Annotated in this window: 10 protein-coding genes; 9 read left to right on the forward strand and 1 reads right to left on the reverse strand. The window is 36.2% G+C overall.

The window, feature by feature from the left end; all coding sequences use genetic code 11:
* Positions 1-47: 47 nt before the first annotated feature.
* The gene (locus AY601_RS05025) at positions 48-914 is read right to left on the reverse strand and encodes an AraC family ligand binding domain-containing protein (RefSeq protein WP_068397359.1); all 867 of its coding nucleotides are present in this window, start codon (positions 912-914) and stop codon (positions 48-50) included.
* 333 nt (positions 915-1247) lie between these two features.
* Between AY601_RS05025 and AY601_RS05030 the strand changes: the two genes are divergently transcribed.
* From AY601_RS05030 to AY601_RS05070, 9 genes are all read left to right on the forward strand, one after another.
* The gene (locus tag AY601_RS05030) at positions 1248-1916 is read left to right on the forward strand and encodes a competence protein (protein ID WP_068397362.1); all 669 of its coding nucleotides are present in this window, start codon (positions 1248-1250) and stop codon (positions 1914-1916) included.
* The gene (locus tag AY601_RS05035; RefSeq protein WP_068397370.1) at positions 1906-2274 is read left to right on the forward strand and encodes a DUF6122 family protein; all 369 of its coding nucleotides are present in this window, start codon (positions 1906-1908) and stop codon (positions 2272-2274) included. The genes AY601_RS05030 and AY601_RS05035 overlap by 11 nt, the downstream gene beginning before the upstream one ends.
* 168 nt (positions 2275-2442) lie before the next feature.
* The gene (locus tag AY601_RS05040; RefSeq protein ID WP_068397372.1) at positions 2443-3546 is read left to right on the forward strand and encodes an acyltransferase family protein; all 1104 of its coding nucleotides are present in this window, start codon (positions 2443-2445) and stop codon (positions 3544-3546) included.
* 220 nt (positions 3547-3766) lie between these two features.
* Positions 3767-4771, forward strand: a complete 1005-nt coding sequence (locus tag AY601_RS05045) for an aldo/keto reductase (protein WP_068397375.1) — start codon at positions 3767-3769, stop codon at positions 4769-4771.
* Between the two features lie 8 nt (positions 4772-4779).
* Positions 4780-5667, forward strand: a complete 888-nt coding sequence (locus AY601_RS05050; protein WP_068397378.1) for a helix-turn-helix domain-containing protein — start codon at positions 4780-4782, stop codon at positions 5665-5667.
* 1311 nt (positions 5668-6978) lie between these two features.
* The gene (locus tag AY601_RS05055) at positions 6979-13998 is read left to right on the forward strand and encodes a non-ribosomal peptide synthetase (RefSeq protein WP_068397381.1); all 7020 of its coding nucleotides are present in this window, start codon (positions 6979-6981) and stop codon (positions 13996-13998) included.
* A 15-nt stretch (positions 13999-14013) separates the two neighbouring features.
* Complete coding sequence (locus AY601_RS05060) at positions 14014-15879, forward strand: class II aldolase/adducin family protein (RefSeq protein WP_068397384.1); 1866 nt, start codon at positions 14014-14016, stop codon at positions 15877-15879.
* Entirely contained in the window at positions 15876-20282 is a 4407-nt protein-coding gene (locus AY601_RS05065) for a non-ribosomal peptide synthetase (protein ID WP_068397386.1), read from the forward strand. The genes AY601_RS05060 and AY601_RS05065 overlap by 4 nt, the downstream gene beginning before the upstream one ends.
* 12 nt (positions 20283-20294) lie before the next feature.
* The gene (locus AY601_RS05070; RefSeq protein WP_068397389.1) at positions 20295-22988 is read left to right on the forward strand and encodes a non-ribosomal peptide synthetase; all 2694 of its coding nucleotides are present in this window, start codon (positions 20295-20297) and stop codon (positions 22986-22988) included.
* The last annotated feature ends 1 nt before the right edge of the window (position 22989 follow it).

A 22989-nucleotide genomic window follows, 5' to 3' on the forward strand; every position in this document is an offset into this window, starting at 1 on the left:
TGATTTATTTAATTAAACAAATACAATTGATCTGCAATTTACTAAGTTTATGCCAAGAGTTGTTTTTGTTTTAAATCGTTGCTGTACAGTGTTTTAATTTTTAATCGTTTGTGGGTTTGTTCACTATCGAACGGTAGGCGTACACTGCCGGACAGTGGAAGTTTACAGCAAAATCCCAAACCTGATATTTTGGAGATTCTACTGGCTTCCAGGATTAAATGTCGTTGTATGTGCTGAGATACATTATATCCTGTTATTTTATTGACAGTATCATTCAAGTGAGAAACTGATATGGACATGCAGCTTGCATACTGCGAAGGTCTTTTCCAGGTTTTATAATTACGTTTCAGTAAAATCTGAAATTGTTGTTCAAGATTCGCAGTTCTGCTTTCCATTGGTGAACTGTGTTTAGCAGATAAAGTGGAACCTATTATTAAATTAAGAATGGACAACAAAAGAGAATGAACGGCCTGGTAATGATATATATTTTCTGCATTATTGTACATCTTATACATTAAGCCACTCATCTCTGCAAGCTGTTGTTGCAAATCTTTATCTAAAATAAAATCATGGATTTGATTTTGATGCAGTAAAGCTTGCAGCTCGGCAGAAATAATATCTGGAAGAAAATCAATATTATATACTTCAACATCATTGATGGCGATGAGTTGATGCACCTGTTCTGGCTGGATAAGTAATACAAAAGGTCCCTCAAAAGAAAGTTCTTTAAAGTCCAGCATTACCTTCATTGTGCCTTGTAAACTCACGATCAAGATATACTGTTTGTCTCTATGGGGCACAAATATGTTATGAGCAATACTTTTTTCTATGGTCCAGTTTTTGGTAATTGATATCCCGATTTTATTGGAAGATGAGATGTCAAACTCCAATATATCTTTATTCCTGCTATCCATTAAACTTTATCATGAAAAACGGGTTTTAATATAATTTCATTAACTGTTTGAATAGTTGGTTTTTAATCTTTAAGTGGTGATGCTAAAGATTGTGCCAAATGTATCAATCCAATTTTAATAAAAACAGTTATTTAAGATAAAAAGACGAAGAAATTGGTTGTTTGTAAGTATAATAAGCTTTTTATTGGTCTATAGATTACATTAAATTAGTCAATATACTTCAGCATACGCTTTGAAGACAAAAGCAATAATCTGATAATTTCTTCAATATCTTGCTCCACTAAAAATATTAGCATAGATTTGTGTGCTGCTGAATTCCTGCAGCATTACTATATGGAGCCTAATTCTTCTATATTCCTAAACAATGATCAGCTCCGAAAGGAATCTCCTGGTGGATTGGAGAAAAATCTGAGGAATCATTATGGAGAAACAGCATGGCATCGAAATTGGAAAGCAGCTTTTCCAGAGGCCTTCAGAGAGGTAAGTTTTTCTGATGTAAAAATGGGAGAACTTCATCGCGCAGATGTACATACTCCTTGCGGTACTACCCTTGAATTTCAGAATTCTCCTATTTGCCTGGAAGAATTAAAAAGCAGAGAAGCTTTTTATCCGAAGCTGATCTGGATTCTGAACGGGAAAAAATTTAAAGGTTTCCGGGTTTTGAAAAACTTACCGGATGTAGATGATCCCAGAATTGCTGCTTATGATTTCTGCAATACAGACCATCTGTCGATGATCAGAAAGGCTGATTTCCTACAAGGGACAACCCGGGTGCTGAATTTTCAACATCCTGAACTTAAGAAACTTCCACTAACCTCTTATTATTACTCATTTTGCTGGAAGCATCCGCATCGGGTATGGTATCAGGCCAAAAATCCAATCATTGTGGATTTGGGAGGACATTTTATTTATCAGCTGAAGCAGCGCAGGCAACTATCCGAAGATTATCCCTACCTGCATATGATGACCAGAAAATCCTTTATTGAGCAATATGTCTGCTGATTTTATTAAAGTATTACAACCTATTGTGCACTACAGTTTCCATTTTTTAGTGCCTGGAGCTATTGCATTTTTATTTTTCAGAGCGCAGTGGAAGCGGGCATGGCTCATCATGATCTGCACTATGCTGGTAGACGCTGATCATTTATTAGCGACACCAATATTTGATCCTGGAAGATGCAGTATTGGTTATCATCCACTGCATTCTTATTATGCTATTGCATGTTACTTTATATTGCTGCTGTTCCCTAAAACCAGGATAATTGCAGTTGGATTATTGTTTCATATGTTTACGGATTGGCAGGACTGCCATTGGGCTGATATTGCAATGAACCTGCAAAGTATTATTGTTTTGTTTTGACATTGGTCGTGGGAAAGAAGCCATCCTTGAAATTAAAACCCATAATATTTGTTTCAACCACTTTTTAGCTCACACTATTTTTGATTGGGTGATTAATTTAGATAATTTGGGGCAACAGCAAATTATATGCTACTGCCAAATTAAACTTATTGATAAGATATACATTAAATGGATAGGGAAAAAACCACCGCGATACCTCTGCAAACAAAACAACATTTCGAAATTTTAGATGGATTAAGGGGCATTGCAGCCTTAGCAGTTGTCGTATTTCATTTTATGGAATGGGTTTTTACAGATCCCAGCAAGAACTTTATCGGACATGGTTTCTTAGCTGTCGATTTCTTCTTTTGTCTTTCAGGGTTTGTAATCGGGTATGCCTATGACAATCGGATAGTAAAAATGGGAATGCTTAACTTTTTTTCATCAAGGATCATCAGGCTGCATCCATTGGTTATAGCAGGTTCTGTACTGGGGTTGCTGGCATTTTTGTTTGACCCCTTTGGCGGCCACCTCGAATTGTATAGCACTGGTAAAATCATTTTGACTTTTTTTTGCTCGCTCTTCCTTATTCCCTTACCAGTAATAGCTGACCGTGGATTTAACCTGTTCAGCTTCAATGCACCGGCATGGTCGTTGTTTTGGGAATATGTTGCCAATATTGTTTATGCATTCGTACTTTATAGGATAGCCCGTGGCTACCTGTTGCTGTTGACCTTACTATCGGCCGTGGCTATTTGCTATGTAGCTTACCATTCCGGCAATTTATTAGGTGGCTGGAGCGGTCCAACCTTTTGGGATGGAGGCGTTAGGATAGCGTATTCTTTTTTAGCAGGGTTACTTATTTACCGCTCCAACTGGATTATTAAAAACAGACTTGGATTTATCGGCCTGGCCATATTACTGCTTCTGGCCTTTATAATGCCATTTTCAAAATGGAACTGGTTATCCGAACCTCTGATCGTACTGTTTTACTTTCCCTTGCTGATTGCTTTGGGAGCAGGCGCTACTTTGGCAGCTGACTTGAAAAAAGTTTGTATATTTTCTGGAAAGATCTCTTACCCATTGTACATGACGCATTATGCTGTGTTATGGATGTTCGGTAATTATTATACCAGTCATAAACCTGGTAATATGCATTTGACTTTCATCATCCTGTCAGGGCTAATTCTGTTAGTTGGGGCAGCATACCTGGTCATGGTATTTTACGATATCCCTGTAAGAAAATATTTAAGCGATAAACGGAATGCCAAACAAAAAGCTAATAATGTTTAGATCAGCCTGGCGTTTCAAATATTTGTCCTATTAATCAATTTTAAACAGCCAAAACAGCTTATTGCTGCCTAACCGGGAAACCCTTAGTCGTTTATAATACTACTGATGGTGACCTTGATCACCTAATGATACTGACGTTTAAAAAATCATTCCTTGATTTGCTTACAAGCTTCAGGGGTTTGCATACATCCGCGTGATTTGGCTTACCGACCTTTGGATTATGGAAATAAAACAAATAGCATTGGGCAGCCAGGGTTTGGTTGTGCCTATGATCGGCCTGGGCTGTATGGGGATGACGGGTTTTGAAAACGCGCATATGTATGGTCCTGCGGATGAGCAGGAAGCAATCGCAACGATTCAACGTTCGCTTGAATTAGGTGGTAATTTTTTAGATACTGCCGATCTGTACGGACCGTTGAAGAATGAACAGTTAATCGCTAAAGCGATTAGTGGTAAACGTGATCAGTATATTTTAGCGAGCAAGTTTGGCTGGGAGATTGATGATAACAATAAGGTAACCTGGGCCATCAATGGTAAGAAAGATTATGTTAAGAAATCTTTGGAGCGTTCGCTCAAAAATCTGAATACGGATTACATCGATCTGTATTACCTGCACCGTCTGGATAAAAATACGCCAATCGAAGAAACAGTTGAGGCGATGGCTGAGCTGGTTCAGGAAGGTAAAGTGGGTTATATCGGTTTATCGGAAGTTTCGTCTGAAACAGTTAAGCGGGCGCATGCCGTGTACCCAATCACTGTCGTACAAAGCGAGTATTCTTTGTTCGAGCGAACGGTAGAAGAACGTGGGGTTTTGGCAACCTTAAAGGAACTGGGTATTGGTTTTGTAGCTTACTCACCGCTGGGCCGTGGATTCTTATCCGGACAGATCAAAAGTATCGATGACCTGCCTGAGAATGATTTCCGCAGGGCAATCCCGCGTTTCCAGGGCTTACAGTTCGACAAGAATATTGAATTGGTGAAAGCTATTGAAGTCATGGCTGAAGCCAAGCATGTTACTTCTTCGCAACTGGCATTGGCCTGGACCATGAGCAAAGGCATCCTGCCGATCCCGGGAACAAAACGCCGGAAGTACCTGGAGCAAAACATTGCGGCTACAACTATTGTATTAACTCAGGCGGATCTATCACAGCTGGAAAGCATTGTGCCTTTAGGTACGGATACCGGCGCGCCTTATGATGAGTTCAGTATGAGCTTAATTGATTAATTTTGTTTATGAACTCCATTAACTCTATATCCGAATTTCACCGTTTGCTGTCCTTAACAGAGCCCCGACATCCGCTGGTGAGCGTGATCAATCTGGCGGAAAGTGTTTTTTTGGAAGATGAAATCTGGAAAGGTTTCATTAACCGCTTTTATTGCGTGGCGCTGAAACGCGAAGCCAAAGGTAAGATCAGGTACGGACAGCAGCATTATGATTACGATAAAGGAGTATTGAGTTTTACTGCGCCTAACCAGGTGCAACAACTGGATCTGCAAAATATGGAATGCGGGTCCGGTTATCTCCTGATCTTTCACCCGGACTTCCTGTTACAACATAAGCTGGCAAACGACATTCATCAATACGGTTTTTTCGATTACGCAGTTAACGAAGCGCTGCACTTATCGGCCGGGGAAGAAGATGACCTGATCACGATCCTTCATAAAATCGATAAGGAGTGCCAGCATATCGATAAGCATACTCAGGAGATCATTCTGACGCATATAGAGAGCCTGCTAAAATATTCCAACCGTTTTTATGAGCGGCAGTTTTTAACCCGTAAGAATAATAATTCAGCGCTGCTGACCAGGTTTGAGCAGTTGATCGATGACTACTTTAACAGCGATGTACAGGGTTTACTCACCGTACAATATATTGCTGCGCAGCTGAACCTGTCACCGAACTACCTGAGTGACCTGCTTCGGGTTCATACCGGGCAGAACACTCAGCAGCATATTCATGAAAAACTGATCGCGAAAGCCAAAGAAAAACTTTCCACGACCAGTCTTCCGGTCAGCGAGATCGCTTATGCCCTGGGTTTTGAGCATGCGCAATCCTTTAGCACGCTTTTCAAAAAGAAGACAAATTTATCGCCGCTTGAATTTCGTCAGGCTTTTAACTGATGACCACGGACAAACTGTGTCCCGGCCATGTGTTTTTGTATAAAGTATGGTGTGTTTAAAGCCTTTCGTTATTGACAAGACAAAACTCTGGTTAAAAAAGAAGAATGATGTATGACTTTATCACATTTAACTCAAACTCAGTGATTATGTAATGCAGGTCACAATGATGGCCTTAAGGTCTGAAATTTACGGTAGATAGTATTAAAAATACAGGGAGTCTATGATTTCTGCTATTGCAGATAAATGGTTAATAATCCTAAACTCCGAACGCAAGAATTTAAATCAAATTGATCATTTTTTGAATACAGATATCAAAGGATAATGGGTTCTGTTCCAATCAAGTCTATCGTTTTTCCATATATAAATTCTTTGCATGAACAACATTGAACCTAAATTGATTATACCGGTATTTCATATCAATTAAATAGGTGTCTTTTGATGCCGAAAATCTATGGGTTTGAAATTATTGTTTTCAAGGAGGAGGCCAAAAACTTTTGTGAAAATCAGATCCTCTTATAAATTCTTAATTAGATAACTTAAATTCTATGAATATAATTTATTATTGTGGTTAAAATGCGTTTTGGAAGCATTTTAATGAGGAGATGCCAGAAATAAAATGACGAAATAAATAAATCAGCCTCTGGTTTTCATTTATAGATGTAACCATGCAATTAAAATTTATATTTTTTATAAATACGATTTATTGAAGTCTATTTAGTGAAATTTAGTTGTCTTTCTTCAGCTAAAGAAGTATAGGGTTATCTTCCATAAAAGACAATTATTTTAACATTATCATATTAGTTTTTATATTATCATTAATTATCCGGATAAAATGAATTTATTAACTTTTTTTTATCATAATTGAATATACAATTTGTTTATGTAATTAATGTTTGTAATATTTGTTAATAATAAACAGTGCCAAATATTTGCCTAAATAATTAGTATAGTTAAATACATCAACAGACTTTTAAAGATTGATTACCAGGAGTAGAAAAGCTACCGGAGCTTCAGCTGAATTTTCTAAGAAATTAGGAATCAGAAAAAGAAAAATTTTAAAGTTGATTGGGTAATTTACGGCTATTGGAATGTTGTGTGTTGCTATAAATTAAACAATTTAATCATGAAAAGTAATAATCTTAAAATCAACAAGGGAATAATTATCTCGCTTGATGAAGACAATTGTTTGAATTAACAGACACCCAGAAACAATATAGTGATAAACTAAGGCTTTTAAATGTGCCTTGAAACAAGCATGCGCAAGGATAGAACCATATTGCAATGCTTAATTTGAATATACTTTATAATTTGATGAACGAGATAGAGATTTTATCCAATATTTTTTGGCAGAACAAAACTAAAAACAAAGAAAAAGTTATTTTCTCAAAAGGGGAAGTTAAACATGTTAAAATAGAAATTTCAAAACATCAACTTGAAAGTTTTACAAAAGTTTCAAAAAATAATTTTCTGTCAAAGTTTTCAATTGTTTCTTCTGTTTTTTCGTTCATCATAAGTGATTATTTTGAAAATTATCAGGGTATAATTAAAGTATACCCATCCCACCTGATCGATTTAGATAAATGCCTATTGCTGGAAATTGAGGATAATAACCCAGAAACATTTAAAGAGCTATTGCAATACGTTACTTATGAGATTAAAGAAGCTTTTTCTCATAAACATTATAATACTTTAGAATTGGATCTTGAATTGTTTTCTAATTTTTCAATTCAATTTGGGCAAAAAACGGCAGTTTTAAAAGATGATATCTCTTTGTTATATGAGGAAACAGAAGACAGCCTGGTTTTAACATGTTATTATCAGCCTGGACTTCTGGAATGTGTTATTGAAAGTTTACTGCGCAATATTGCAAATATTCTTTCCCATTATACATTGCTATTAAATAGTCAGCTATGTTTATATTCTTTTGTTACTGATTGGGAAAAAGAACGCATTCTTAAATTCAACCCAACAGCGGTTGAATATACCGACAATAAGACCATTGTTGAGTTGTTTGAAGAGCAGGTAGAAAAAAGTGGTGACGATACAGCCATTCTTTTCGAAGGCGTGGAACTTAGCTACGGCAAGCTTAACGAGGCCGCAAATCAGCTTGGCAGATATCTCCGGAAAAATTATCATATTAAGGCAAACGACCTGGTTGCAATAAAACTAAATAGGAGCGAACATATGCTTATCGCGATTCTGGGTATCCTGAAGAGCGGAGCTGCTTATGTACCCATAGATCCAGAATATCCTCAGGATAGAATAGACTACATAGCGCAGGATGCAAAAGCTAAAGTTACAATAGACGCAGAATTCCTGCTGAAATTTGAATCAGAAAAAAAAGCTTATACCAAAGAAAACCTTCCTATTATAAGCGCACCCGAAAGCCTCGCTTATGTTATTTATACTTCTGGTACAACGGGCCGTCCGAAGGGCGCCATGATAGAGAACAATTCTCTGATCAACCGTTTACAGTGGATGCAGAAAGCCTATTCTCTTCATGCTGAAGATACTTTGATACAAAAAACGACTTATTCTTTTGATGTATCTGTATGGGAGTTGATTTGGTGGATGCTTTATGGTGCAAGACTTTCTGTTTTGGCACCTGGTTCAGAAAAAAATCCTGCTGCGCTCATTGATCATATCGCTAATAATAAGGTAACGGTAATTCACTTTGTACCATCAATGCTACAGGTGTTTTTGCAATATCTGGAAACGGATCTAAACTCGGTCCGTCAATTAGTTAGCCTTCGCCAGGTATTTGTTAGTGGTGAAGCATTAACAATTTCACAGCGAACATTATTCTATAAACTACTGCCAAATGTTTCATTGATGAATTTATATGGCCCAACGGAGGCGAGCATTGATGTTACATTTTATGATTGTATTGAAGCGCATTTTGCAGGGAGTGTCCCTATAGGCAAGCCAATCGACAATACCCGTATTTATATACTTGATAAAAAAAAGACTTTGGTTCCCATCGGAATTGCAGGTAAACTCTATATATCAGGCGTTGGGTTATCGAGGGGCTATTTGAATAAGCCTGAATTGACATCTGAAAAATTTATAGAGAACCCTTTTGAAGATGGAGGCAGGATGTATGATACTGGAGATTTGGCCAGGTGGCTGCCAGATGGCAATATAGAATATTTGGGGAGGAAAGATTTTCAGTTAAAGATACGGGGCTTTAGAATAGAGCTTGGGGAAATAGAGACAAATATATTGAATTTCAGTCCGGCTATTAAACAGGTAATTGCTGATGCGAAAGAAGTAAATGGAGAAAAAGTATTGGTTTCTTACTACGTTGTAAATAACGGATCAACAGTAAATAAAACTGAACTCCGTGAATATCTGCAAAATAAACTGCCCGGGTATATGGTGCCAGGTTTCTTTGTTGAGTTGGAGAATATTCCATTGACCCCTAATGGTAAAGCCGACCGTAAGGTATTACCTGATGTTATTTGGCAAGATTTGATCAGAGGAGTGTATATAGCTCCGAGAAATGAGAACGAATATCAACTTGCAAAAATATGGCAGGAGGTATTGGGAGTAAATCAGGTAGGGGTTACAGCTAATTTTTTTGAACTGGGAGGTCATAGTTTAATGGTGGCCCAGGTTCTGAACAGGATCTACAAAAAATTGGGTATGCAGATAACCTTTAAAGATTTCTTTGCTTATCCTACTATCGAAGGCAATGACAAATGCCTCAAGAGTAAACATTACACTCCCATACCAAAATCAGCAGTACAGGAGAATTATCCGTTAACCCCATCGCAGCACAGACTTTGGGTGCTTAGTCAATTAGAAGGTGGTTCGCAGGCCTATAACATGCCAGCTATAGTTACCTTAAAAGGAAACCTTAATATCAGCTATTTTGAAAAAGCCTTCAGTATTTTTATAAACAGGCACGAAATACTTAGAACATCATTCAGGCTGGATAATATATCGGGTGAAATCCGCCAGTACGTTGCTCCGAAAGAAGAGATCAGGTTTAAAATTGAAGTGATTGATTTTACTGAAAAGAATGAAGCGGATATAGAAGAGTTTTTACAGGCGGCCAATGCCAAAACCTTTAATTTAGAACAATCTCCATTAATAAGAGCAACATTACTGAAGAGGAAAAAAGGCGAAAATCTATTTCTTCTGTCTATGCACCATATTATTGGTGATGGTTGGTCGACAGAGGTTCTGATATCAGAAGTAGTTGGCAATTATAACAAACTTCTTCAGGAGGGAGATCTGGAAGATGATGGGTTTGAAGAAAATGAATTGTCTATCCAATATAAAGATTATTCGGTATGGTTACAGGAAGAGATCAAAAGCGAAAAGTATCAAATTGCAGAAAAATATTGGTTAAAGCAACTTGAAGGTGAACTTCCGGTATTAGAATTACCGAGCTACAATACACGTCCGCTAATACGTACTTACAATGGAAACAGTGTAAGTCATCTGTTTTCGGAAGAATTTACAATAAAGCTCAAAAATTATTCAGCGAAACATGAATCTACGCTGTTCATGGTCCTGATGGCAGGTATCAAAGCTTTGCTTTACAGGTATTCTGGTCAGAAAGACATTATTGTCGGAACCCCGATAGCAGGAAGGGAACATCCAGATCTGGAAAACCAGATAGGGCTTTACATTAATACTTTGGTGATAAGAACGGTAATGGAGGATGACAATAATACTTTCGAAAGTTTATTGCAAAAGGAAAAATCTACCTTATTCTCTGCTTACGAACATCAGATGTATCCTTTTGATGAACTTGTAGCAAAGCTGAATAGCAAGAGAGATACAAGCAGGTCGGCGTTGTTTGATGTCATGGTCGTTTTCCAGAATCAAAGTCAGCTAAAATTAGGCAATACCAAAAATGATATAAAAGATTTAGAGATAGAGCGGTATGAATACCGCAGAAGAACATCTCAATTTGATTTGACATACAATTTTTCGGATGAAGGAAAACATATAAAACTGGATATCACCTATAATAAGGATATTTATGATGCACCGCTGATCAATAGAATGTTTAATCATTTCGAAAATCTGATCTCCCTGATCATAGATGATGAAGACAGCGGTAAGAGTATTGAAGAAACAGATTTCCTTACTGAAAAAGAATACCAGCAACTTCTCGTTGAATTTAATGAGGTAAAAGTAACAAATCCGGAAAACAGAACCATAATCGATAGGTATGAAGCGCAGGCATTTCTGGTACCGGATAATATTGCCCTCGTTTTTGGTGATGTGAAGCTTACCTACCGCGAATTATATGGCAAGGTTAATACCATAGCTTCTATCCTTGGGAGCCGCGGTATAAACCCTGGAGATAATGTGATTGTAAGTATACCCCTTTATCCCGAAAAGGCCATTATCAGTGCTTTGAGTATTATGAAATTGGGTGCAGTATATGTTCCTGTAGAGGCTGATGTTCCGGATGAGCGTTTGAAGTTTATTGTTGAAGACGTTCGGGCTAAAATAGCTTTAGTAGACCTGGATACTGTATCCAGATTTTCAGGATTACTCCCTTTATTAGCCATAGAGAAAACAGAACTTCTGGAAGAAGAGCATAGTGTGGTTAAGAACAGGTCACAACAAGATGAAATGGCATATATTATTTACACTTCAGGATCTACAGGTAATCCGAAGGGGGTAATGATCAGCCACAGCAATCTCAGCGATTATTTTGACGGGCTTGATTCAAAAATATCCATCGCAGCCAATAACTCATTTGCCATGATGTCTACTATTTCTACAGATCTTGGTAATACTGTTTTGTATTCATCATTAATCCATGGTAAAACTCTTCATGTTTTTACCCGTTCTCAATTGAGAGATGTAGAATATATCAAAAAATATTTTAGCGATACAAATGTAGACTGTATCAAGGTTGTTCCTTCTTATTGGAAAGAGTTGGTGCAGGATAAAAATACAATTGATTTCCCTGCTAAAATGATAATTTTCGGTGGAGAAGAACTTAACAGTAGTATCATAGCCAATATCCGTTCAAAAAATAAGGGAATCAGTATTATAAACCATTACGGACCAACAGAAACAACCATAGGTAAATTATTGTACAATGTTAACGGAAAGGGTATTTCTAATAAAGTTCCAATCGGAAATGTATTTGGGAATAATTTAGGCTATGTTGTAGATCCAAAAGGTAATTTATGCCCTTTAGGCGTAGTAGGAGAACTTTTAATAAGTGGAAAAGGAGTTTCCAAAGGCTATATCAATAATATGCCTTTAACGAATGATAGTTTTATAGATTATAGGCTAAACGATCTTAATTCAAAAGCCTATAAAACCGGTGACCTGGTCTACAGAAATGAGGATGGAGATATTATCTATGTTGGAAGAGCAGATAATCAGGTTAAGATTTTAGGGAACAGAATTGAGTTCGGTGAGATTGAAAAAGCTGTAAATACCTTTCCAGGGATTATTGATAGTGTAACGCATATAATATTGGACGAAAAAGGGGAAAAAAAGATTGTTTCCTATATCGTTACCACTAATGCTACCTACCAAACACAGGAAATAAAACAGTACCTTAAAAATAAGCTGCCATATTTCATGGTTCCGCATATTATCCATCCGATTGATGTGATTCCGCTAAGTTCGAATGGAAAAGTCAACCGTAAAGCATTGCCCAAACCACAGCTGGACATTGCTTCCCATTACAGCAGTATTCCACGAAATGATCTGGAACGTGAGATTGCCGAAGTATGGGCTAAGCTATTAAACAGGGAGCTTATCGATACAAGAGCTAATTTTTTTGAAATTGGTGGAAATAGCCTTAAGGGCGTAAGGTTTGTTAATTATATCAGAAAGAAATTCAACCTTGATTTTGGACTGGAACATATCTTTCAATACCCAACGATAGCTGAAATAGCTGATTTTATGGAGAAGATCGGAAGTAAGCAGAGAGAAAATGCAATTGTAAAAATAAACCAGAAAGAGGGAGAACTTTTTGATCTTTCAAGTAACCAAAGAAGACTTTGGGTTCTCTCTCATGACGAGAATACATCTAGCGCATATAATATAACTTCTGGGCTATTGGTAGAGGGTGAGCTGGATCTTGAAAAGTTGGTTTCTTCTTATCAACATGTCCTCAATAAGTACGACAGTTTCAGGTCATCCTTCATATTTGATGGAGAGCGGCCGATGCAGAGGATTCAGGATAGAGTAGCACCTATTGTTGAAATAGTACATCAGGAATATATTGATGAGGACCAGCTGCAAAGAATTCTGGAGAAGGAAAATGATGTTGCATTCAACCTCGAAATAGCACCTCTTTCCAGGTTAAAAATATATAGCATATCACCGGTTAAACATTTTTTAGTTTTAAAAGCACACCATATTATAACCGATGGCTGGTCTACGGGTATCTTAATACACGAGTGGTTCAATAGCTATAAAAAGCTGTATCATGCTAACGAACTTGATCAGGAAAAAAGTGAATATTCATATCAGGATTTTGTAAACTGGCAAAAAGAGTTTAATAACGGTGAAAAAATTAAGGAAGGAGAAAAGTACTGGAATGAAAAACTCAACAGCACATTTTCATTAGATCTTGAAGATTATGATTTTTTCAGTAAAGTTCAAAATAAATCAAACATAACCACTTTTAAAGTAGAAGACCAGCTTTACGAGCGTATGAAATTACGCTCAGTTGAGTATAAAATATCGGTTTATTCTATTTTGCTCTCGTCCTATTACCTTACGCTTTATTATCTTACAAAACAACGGGATATTGCTTTAGGAACATCAGTTGCCGGACGTCCGGAGCAGGAGTTTGAAAATGTAATAGGTTTCTTTGTCAATACAATTCCGGTAACCACCCATATCAACCCTAAATACAAACTATCGGAATATGCCCAGCAGGTATATCAAAATATCACAGCTGATATTTCTCATCAGTATGTTTCGCTTGAAAGTATAATAAGTAATATAGGAACTCATCTAAATGAGTTATTTCTGGGAAGATTTGTTCTGAATGAAGATCAATATAGCTTTTCTGAACTTATTGAAACTACCGATATCAGATCGGTTAAACTCTATACTACCGATACCACTGTTTCTAAGTTTGACCATAGCATGGTTATGAGGATATCCGGAAATTCTTTATCAGGATCTATAGAATATAAATCTGACAAATTTTCCGGGCAGTATATGGAATTTATTACGAAGGCCTATTTAAAAGTACTGGGAATATTTATTGAAAATCCTGAGGCTGTAGTAGAAGAAAACACATACCTGGTAGACATGATGAAAAAAGAATATATAGAAAAGAAACAAAATAACTCATTTGAAAACTTCTTAAAGAGCATAAACTAATAAATTATCTGCGACATGGAAAATAACTTTAATACCCTCATCAATATACAACCTAAAGAAATCAGTAATCACTATCCTAAAGACATAAAGTTTGAAATAATTGGGAATGAATTTACGAAAATAGCAGTAATAACATCAGTGGGAGACAATGAGCTGGAGGATTGGCTTTCAAAAAATAATGATTTGGTGGATGAAATTTATGAGAAAAACAGAATCATTCTATTTAAAAAATTTAAAAGCTTTAGCTCTAAAAAAGAATTTTCTTCAATTGTTTCCAACTTGTCGACAGGAGGAGCACTCGACTATGCCGAGCCTTCTTCTCCCCGGACACAATTGGAAGATAAAATATATACTTCTACAGAATATCCTAAAGAACAGTCAATACCTCAGCATAACGAACATTCTTACTCAAAATCCTGGCCTAAAAAATTATTCTTTTATTGCGAACACCCTTCGGAGGTTGGGGGGTGTACACCTATTTGCAACAGTTCTGCTGTGTACAATAAAATACCATCAGCTGTTACAAAACGGTTTGAGGATAAAGGTGGTGTAATGTATGTGAGAAACTTCAGCCAGGAAATGGATATTCCGTGGGAAACTTTTTTCGGAACAAAAGATATCAAAGAGGTAGAGAAATACTGTAAGGAACATCATATGAACCTTAAGCAGATTGATCAAAACAGGCTCAGAATCGACTATGTTGCACAGGCTACACTTCTGGATAAACCTACCAATAAAAAAATATGGTTTAACCAGGCACATCTGTTCCATTACAGTAATCTGGATAGTGATGTTTACAACTATTTAATAGATACTTATGGAATAGATAACCTTCCGCGTAATAGTTATTATGGAGATGGAACAGCCATATCCATAAGCGATCTGCAGCTCATCAGAGAGGCTTATGAAGATGTTGCTTTCAGGTTCGATTGGGAGCAGGGAGATTTGCTCATGATGGACAATATTAATTTTACCCATGGCAGAGATCCATATGATGGTACAAGACAACTCTATGTGTCTATGTCAGAAGAGGATGGTATTCATAATTACTTAAAAGCTGCAGCTACGACAAAGGTAACTGAAGCCAGGAAAAATACTGCTGCTTTTTTTATTATCAATGAGTCTAAGTATGGAGATAGTAAAGCAATGCTTAAATATAAACTTGCCTTATCGTGCAGAATGCTGAGAAGTCTTCAGCTTGATGAAGGAAGCATCAGCGGGCATATCAGTATGAAAGTCCCTAATGAGAAAAACTTATTCTGGGTAAATCCTTTCGGAATATTGTTTGATGAAATAACACCCGATAACCTGATATTGGTTAATAACGATGGGGAAGTGCTTGAAGGAGATTATCCGATTAATGTGGCCGGATTCTGTATACATTCAGAAATACATAATACCAGCAGAGAAGCCAATTGTATTGTACATACACACTCGCCATGGGGAACACTTTTTTCATCGCTTGAAAAGCCCGAAATCCTGATGCTTGATCAGAACAGTTGCATGTTCTATGATAACTATGTATTGTATAATGAATTCGATGGCCCTGTTAATACAACCGACCGTGCCATTAAATTGGCTGAAAAACTGAGAGATAAAAATATTGCCGTTTTAGCGAACCATGGCGCGATTTCTTGTGGGGAAAGTATTGAAACGGCTATGATGTATATGATCAGTTTGGAACGTTCATTCAGGCTGAATGTACTGGCAAGACAGATGAATGAAAAAGTAAATCTGATCGATTCCAAAACAGCACAAAATTCCAAAGAGTGGATCAGCAATCCTATGGGCTTTAAAATTGAATTCGACGCTTTGGCCAGAAGAATTGAACGTGAATATCCTGACATCAAAAACTATTATCCAATTTCTTTAAGTATATGATAAAAAGATATAATCTGTCACCTCAGCAAAGTATCACTTATCTAACTGATAGTGATGCATACAATGTAATGGCTTTTTCTCTGGACAAAACTTATAGTCAAAAACTTTATGATGCTATACAGGAAGTTCTGAATGATGAACTATGTATTTACATGAGTATTACTTCTTTGGGGAAAGAACCTATTTTAAGTGTGGGGGAGGAAAGGAATTTCGAAGTGAAATTATCGCCGAAAGAAGAGATAGAAAACGTAGAAAATTTAGCCTATAAAAAGCATAACCTGAGTATTACCATTGTTCAGAATGATGAGAATGCAGTGAGCTTAACATTTAAGTATTGCCTTTACTATTTTGATAACTGGAGTATAATAACGCTGTACCACCGTATTTTAGAGAAGTATCATACCGGAACTTATCATAAATCTGATGTGGACTACTTGCAATACTCAGCTTGGCGGGAACATATTAACAGTGAAGAAGGAAATGAAGAAAATCTGAAATTCTGGAGAGATACAATGACAAATTTCCGGCCTTTTAGAACAAATTTAGAATTGAACCTTTCTGAGGCAGGAAAAAGGAAAACACAAATTCATAAACTCGGTGATAAGCTGGTAGAGATATTACGAAAGCCTCCAATTGATAAAGAGATACTGTTGCTGTCAGGATGGCATTATACCCTTTCGCAGGTATCTGCAGATAAAAATGCGGCATACGGATTAGGCTATGTAAGTCATGGCAGAAGTTTTGATCAACTTTACAATAATATAGGACTTTACGCCAATCCTTTGCCTTTCTATGCAGAAGCAATCAAAGATTTTTCAAAAATAGAAGAATACTGTGGCAGCATAGCAAAATTAATGACGCTACTGAATAGCCGTAAAGAATATATTCCCCATAATCAGGACTATTCGGATTTTATGAAATCAAATTTCCGGTATATTTTTGAGTTTATTGATTTGGGCATAATTACCAAAGATAAAACCCAGGTGAGTCAGCTCATAGATCACCGGAATAATTACTCCGGTTTTATTACTCAGGTTTATTCCGCAGAAGATGAAACAACTATTGCACTGCACCATAATGATATAATCAGAAGTGAAGATGTAGCCTACCTGATGCAACTGTGGGAGCACAATACGATTCAATTGATAGAAAAATTTCATGAAAATATAGACGCTATTGAATCTTACGGGACAGGCAGTGCAAAACAGCTGAAAAAAGAAAGTACGGAAACCGGAGAATCTCTTTTGGACAGATATTTTGATACAGTTCAGCATTTTCCTGATAGGATCGCTGTAGAGGATGAAAACGGAAAATATAGCTATAAACAGATCAATGATAAGTCAAATGAACTGGCAGCGTTAATTTTGCAGAAAATATCCGATACTTCTTCTCCAACAATTGGAGTAATGTATGATGCTGATTATCACTTGATCGTTGCTTTTTTAGCAATACTAAAGATCAATGGCAGTATTGTTCCTATTGATCCTAATGATTCCGAGCAAAGAATAAAACATATTCTTACCCATGTAAATGCTCAGCTTTTAATTACGGGAAGCAGTTATCAAAAGGAAGAATTTGAGCCTAAGTTTTTTCTGGATATGCTGAATTTAACAGGAGCAAATCCTAAGGCTGATAATTCCTTTAAGTCTACAGTAGTCCGTACGCCAGACAGCACTTCATATATCATATATACTTCAGGAACAACTGGGGTTCCTAAAGGAGTTTGTATCCAGGATAAATCTTTGCTAAACTATGTCGATTTTCTTAATGGAACACTCGATATAAGCCATAATGACACTTCTATACTACTTTCATCCTATGCTTTCGATTTGGGCTATACGAGCTTATGGGGAACTCTGCTTTCGGGAGGAAAGCTACAGATGGTAAAAAAAGATACATTGTACGATGTAGACGATGTAATCAGTAAAATTATAGATAAAAAAGTCACTTATATTAAAACAACCCCTTCCTATTTCAATGCAATATTAAATGCAAAGGACTTTCATAAACTTGAAGGATCAGCTCTCAAAAAGATCATTTTAGGAGGAGAAAAAATAAAAACAAAAGATTTAACAGACTTTAAAAATTATTTTCAGACTATAACGCTAATTAACCACTATGGTCCCACAGAAACCACGATAGGAACTGTCTTCAAAAGGATAAGGAGCATAGAAAAGTATGTGGAAAGACCAGTAATCGGAACCCCGATCCCCAATAATTTTGTTGTTGTGTTGGATGACAGGAATAAAGAAGTTCAAAAATATGAAACAGGTAATATTTATATTGGAGGTATAGGGCTCGCTAAAGGATATCTGCATGACGATGACCTTACCTCTGAAAAATTTATTGTCCATCCTGAATATGGAAGGATGTATGCTACGGGAGATGTAGGTTTCTTTACTTTGGAAAATGAAATCATGTTCTTGGGAAGAGGAGACAGTCAAGTAAAAATCAGGGGTTACAGGGTAGAGCCGGATGAAGTGAAAAATGTAATCAGGTCTTTTCCAGAAGTAACGGATGCTGTAGTATTGCCTATAGAAAATGGTGGAGAGACAGAACTTTGTGCTTTTATAGCCGGTTTCTCCAAAGAAAAAGCTTCGGTTCTGGAAGCATTTCTAAAAACTTCTCTGCCTGAATATATGATTCCGGCCAAAATTCTATTTATAGATAAAGTTCCTTTAACAACAAATAATAAAGTTGATTTAAAAGCTCTTCAACATCTCTATGAAGAAGATAAATCGGGAAAAGGCATTCCTGAGTTGTACAAAGAAATGGAGAGTTTTGTAACTACAGAATTGCATGGACAACTATCAAGGATCTGGAAAGAAACCCTGATGGTGGATGAGATTACAGGTAGCAGCAACTTTTTTTCTCTAGGAGGGCATAGCTTAAAGGGGATACAAATGCTCAACAAAATCTATAAAGAGTTCAATGTAAAAATAAGGTTAGGGGATATTTACAAATATCCGGAGTTTGAAGGCCTGTCTGGATTTTTGCTGGAAAAAGTAAATCAAAGTGATGAATCCAGCTATACAAAGATTTACCCTGTGCCAGTTCAGTCCAGATATGAAGTTTCAAACTCTCAGAAACGGATGTGGTTATCTACAATAAATAAAGAAAGTGCGGGCTTATTTAATGTGCCCATGCATTATTCAATTAATGGTGCTCTTAATATTGACGCAATTAAGGCTTCTTTTTTAGCGCTCATACAAAAGCACGAAACCCTTAGAACCGTATTCAAATATGAAGATGGGGATATTTATCAATATATTTTATCAGCAGAAGATATTGATCTGCATATTCCTGTCGTAAACATAACCGATACACCGCCAATTATATCTTTTTTGAGGCAGGAAAGATATAAGTCTTTTGATCTTTCCCATGAACTACCAATAAGGTTAACTTTAATCAAAAAATCCGAAACGGCGTATATTCTTGCAACAACGCTTCATCATATTATTTCTGATGGATGGTCACGGGAACTTTTGTATAAAGAGATCAAAGAAAATTACAATACTTACCTTAAAGATAGGCACATCAATGTTAAGCCTTTGGCCATACAGTATAAAGATTATGTAAGCTGGCACAAAAGAAAGTATAATACATATGAGGATTTCTGGAAAAACTTCTTTTCTGAAGATATTCCTGCCCTGGATTTTCCGATAGACTATGTGCGCCCGGGCATGATCTCTTATAATGGAACTGCCATAAGCACAACATTGACAAAAAACCTGGCTGGCTTGAAGCAAAGTCTTAAAGAGCGGTCTCTTTCCCTTAATAATTACCTTATAGGTACTTATGGCTTATTAATCCATGCTTATACTGCGCAAAGTAAATTCTACATCGGAACAATTTCTTCAGGAAGGACTCATGTGGATACAGAACAGATTATCGGATCCTTTATCAACTATTTGCCTTTAAAAATTAAGGTTTCATCTGGTATGAACTTTCATACATTCCTTGAAGAAAACACTAAAGGGTTTGTGCAGGTGTATGAAAATGAAGATTATCCTTTTGATCTGATGGTGGAAAAATACTTGCCCAGCAATGATGCATCCAGAAATCCTTTCTTTGATACGACAATTGTCCTGCATAATGAAGAAGAAATTTCCCGTAAGGTCTTTTTTGATGACGGAGTAGAAATAGAAGAATTTACCCATGAAGAAGAAATTGGAACTCACTCCAAAATAGAATTCAAAATAGATCTTACGATAAGAAAAGAAGAACTCAACATTCGATTGGAATATAATACCGACATTTTTTCTGAAAGTAAAATGAGGAAATTTCTGCAGTTATATTCAGATCTGATTGAGAAAATGGTGAATAATTATGAGGGGACCCTGGATGAAGTTATTGATGCACTGCGCATTGAGATTAGCCAGGATCAGGAATTTTTAATATAGTTAAAAATAAATATGGAGATTATACATATTTTAAAATCACTCGATAAAAAGGGGATTAGTTTAGCGGTTGAGCTTACACAGCTTAAGCTAAAAGGGAACATTTCTCAACTTTCTGTAGAGGAAAAAACGTTTTTGAAAGAGAATAAAGAAAGGATAATAGATTATTTCGTCAAAAAAGATAAATTTTATTTCTTCCGTGATGTGCTTTATTTTGGAAATGAAGAATTAGATGCACTTGATTTAAATGATTTAAGGAGTAGTGGAAACATGCTGCGTCAATTACCTTCCAGAATAAATAAAACCATTTCGGTTACGGAGTATAAAGAAATAAAAAAAATCACAAAAGAACATAACATTACTTTTCAGTCTTTATTTCTTGCTGCTTACAGAGCGCTATTATATCGGTATACGGAACAAAAAAATGTCATTCTGTATACCAATCTTTTAAATGCAGACGGAAAAGAAACCTTATTTATAAAGAATAAAATAGAAGACAATGAGACTATAAAAAGTCTTATCGGAAAAGAAGAGATAGCAATTCATGCTGCATCGGCTGGAGGTCAACGGAAAGATTTAGTGGCTGATCAGGAAAAAAACACCTTACTGGATGAGTTTGTAAAAACAGGGATGTTTTTTTTTAGTGGTTCTGAAAATCAGCTGTATAATCCAAGGCCTGAAGGCATAAGCACTTCGTATATTGATATCCTGATTAATGATGATGAGGAACAGTTTAATATTAGTATTGATTCACATCCTTCGTATAAACAGGAACATATACAGCGGTTGCTTAAGCACCTGGTAAACATAATCAAGAATCTGCCAGTCTATTTTAATATAGCTCTTCATGAAATTGACTATAGGGGTGAAGGTGAAAATCAGATCCTCGAATATCCGGACCCTGATCAATCACAAGCATGGGAAAAAGAAAACCTGATTGCAAAATTTGAGGCGTCATTTAATAAATATTCTACAAAAACGGCGATTGATTTTGAAGGAAAGTTGTTATCGTATGGAGATGTAAAATATCTGTCGGATAAAGTAGCTTATTACATTAGCAGTTATACAGGAAACGAGAAAAGCTATATTAGTATCTGTCTTAATAAATCGGAATATTTTATACCAGTATTATTAGGTGTTATAAAATCAGGAAATGCGTATGTCGTGATTGATCCTTTCATCCCTGAAGAAAGGAAAAAATCGTTGCTCGAAGATATAAGCTGTAAATTGATATTCGATGAACTTCAACTTCAGGATTTTTTAGAAAAGATAGAATATATTATTCCATCACAGCTAAAACCTAATATGCATCAGGACGATCCAGTATATCTAATGTGTACATCGGGGTCTACTGGAAAACCTAAAGTGGCTATTAATACCCATAAAGGATTGCTGAACTTGTTACAGTGGTATAAAAATGATATAGGAATCGGAGAAGAGGACAACATTGGTATCATCAGCAACATCAGTTTCGACCTTACCCAGAAAAATTATTTTGCACCGCTTTTAGCGGGTGCTACAATTTACCTGGAGAATACAGGCTTGTATAATATTCCTGGCTTTATTGATAAAAATAAAATAACAATAGCCAATGTTGCACCGGCTGTATTCAGTTCCTTCACTGATGCAGAATATAAGGTATTAGGCTCTTTGCGTAAAGTTATATTTGGTGGTGAGAAAATAGATCCGGCAATTGTTAAAAACCTAAGGAATGTGGTAAATAACATTAGAATATACAATTCTTACGGGCCAAGTGAAGCAAGTGATGTTTCTTCATTTTATGAAATAAATAAAGAAAATACAAATATTTACCCTATAGGAAAAGCCATCCCTAACGTAAAAGTATACATTATGGACAGTAAATATAATGTTTTGCCTTTAGCACTAAAGGGTGAAATTGTTATAGGAGGGATAGGTGTAGGTTTAGGATATGTAAACAATCCCTCTGAAACAGATATTCGTTTCTACGAACATCCCAAATATGGAAGATTATACAGGACTGGAGATTTAGGAAGACTGTTGGAAGACTATAATTTTGAGTTTTTAGGAAGGAATGATTTTCAGGTGAAACTCAGGGGAAACAGGGTAGAATTACAGGAAATAGAATCTGCGACCACCAATTACTCCAGCCACATCAGAACTGTTTTGGCAAATATTGTTTCTTCTAATTCTGAAAAATATATCGCAGTATACTATTCTTCTGATCTGCCAATTAACAATGTTGAGTTAAAAAAATATTTGACGAAATATTTGCCAGACTACATGATTCCTATGTATTACATTTCATTGGGAGAGTTTCCTTTGACCCCTAACGGAAAAATTGATAGAAAAGCTTTGCCGCCAGTATCATTTAAGGATACAATACAAACAGCGTATGTTGAAGCAAAGGGCGATTTCGAAATTAAAATCCGCAGTATCTGGGCTGGCCTTCTAAATCTGGAAGAATCGCAGATAAGCACTAATGCTAATTTTTTTGCAATAGGGGGTACTTCTTTAAAACTTTTACAATTGGTTAAAGAAATCAATCAGTTGAAGGAAATTAAACGGGAAGTAACACCTGTTAATATTTTTGAATTTCCTCAAATTTCAGAATTAGCTGGTTATCTGAATGGAGAAACAGCCAATTCTGATAATACCAAAGCTATTGAAGAGTCTTTGAGTACCATGGATGAGACACTTAGCATTTTAAATAATTATTCAACAGAATAAC

This window comes from Pedobacter cryoconitis (assembly GCF_001590605.1).
Lineage (GTDB): Bacteria > Bacteroidota > Bacteroidia > Sphingobacteriales > Sphingobacteriaceae > Pedobacter > Pedobacter cryoconitis_A.

Bases quoted from the DNA above. Each gene is read 5' to 3' on its own strand.
- AY601_RS05045 (WP_068397375.1), top strand. From the start codon at position 3,767: ATGGAAATAAAACAAATAGCATTGGGCAGCCAGGGTTTGGTTGTGCCT.
- AY601_RS05065 (WP_068397386.1), top strand. From the start codon at position 15,876: ATGATAAAAAGATATAATCTGTCACCTCAGCAAAGTATCACTTATCTA.
- AY601_RS05060 (WP_068397384.1), top strand. From the start codon at position 14,014: ATGGAAAATAACTTTAATACCCTCATCAATATACAACCTAAAGAAATC.
- AY601_RS05050 (WP_068397378.1), top strand. From the start codon at position 4,780: ATGAACTCCATTAACTCTATATCCGAATTTCACCGTTTGCTGTCCTTA.
- AY601_RS05025 (WP_068397359.1), bottom strand. From the start codon at position 914: ATGGATAGCAGGAATAAAGATATATTGGAGTTTGACATCTCATCTTCC.
- AY601_RS05035 (WP_068397370.1), top strand. From the start codon at position 1,906: ATGTCTGCTGATTTTATTAAAGTATTACAACCTATTGTGCACTACAGT.
- AY601_RS05070 (WP_068397389.1), top strand. From the start codon at position 20,295: ATGGAGATTATACATATTTTAAAATCACTCGATAAAAAGGGGATTAGT.
- AY601_RS05040 (WP_068397372.1), top strand. From the start codon at position 2,443: ATGGATAGGGAAAAAACCACCGCGATACCTCTGCAAACAAAACAACAT.
- AY601_RS05055 (WP_068397381.1), top strand. From the start codon at position 6,979: ATGAACGAGATAGAGATTTTATCCAATATTTTTTGGCAGAACAAAACT.
- AY601_RS05030 (WP_068397362.1), top strand. From the start codon at position 1,248: ATGGAGCCTAATTCTTCTATATTCCTAAACAATGATCAGCTCCGAAAG.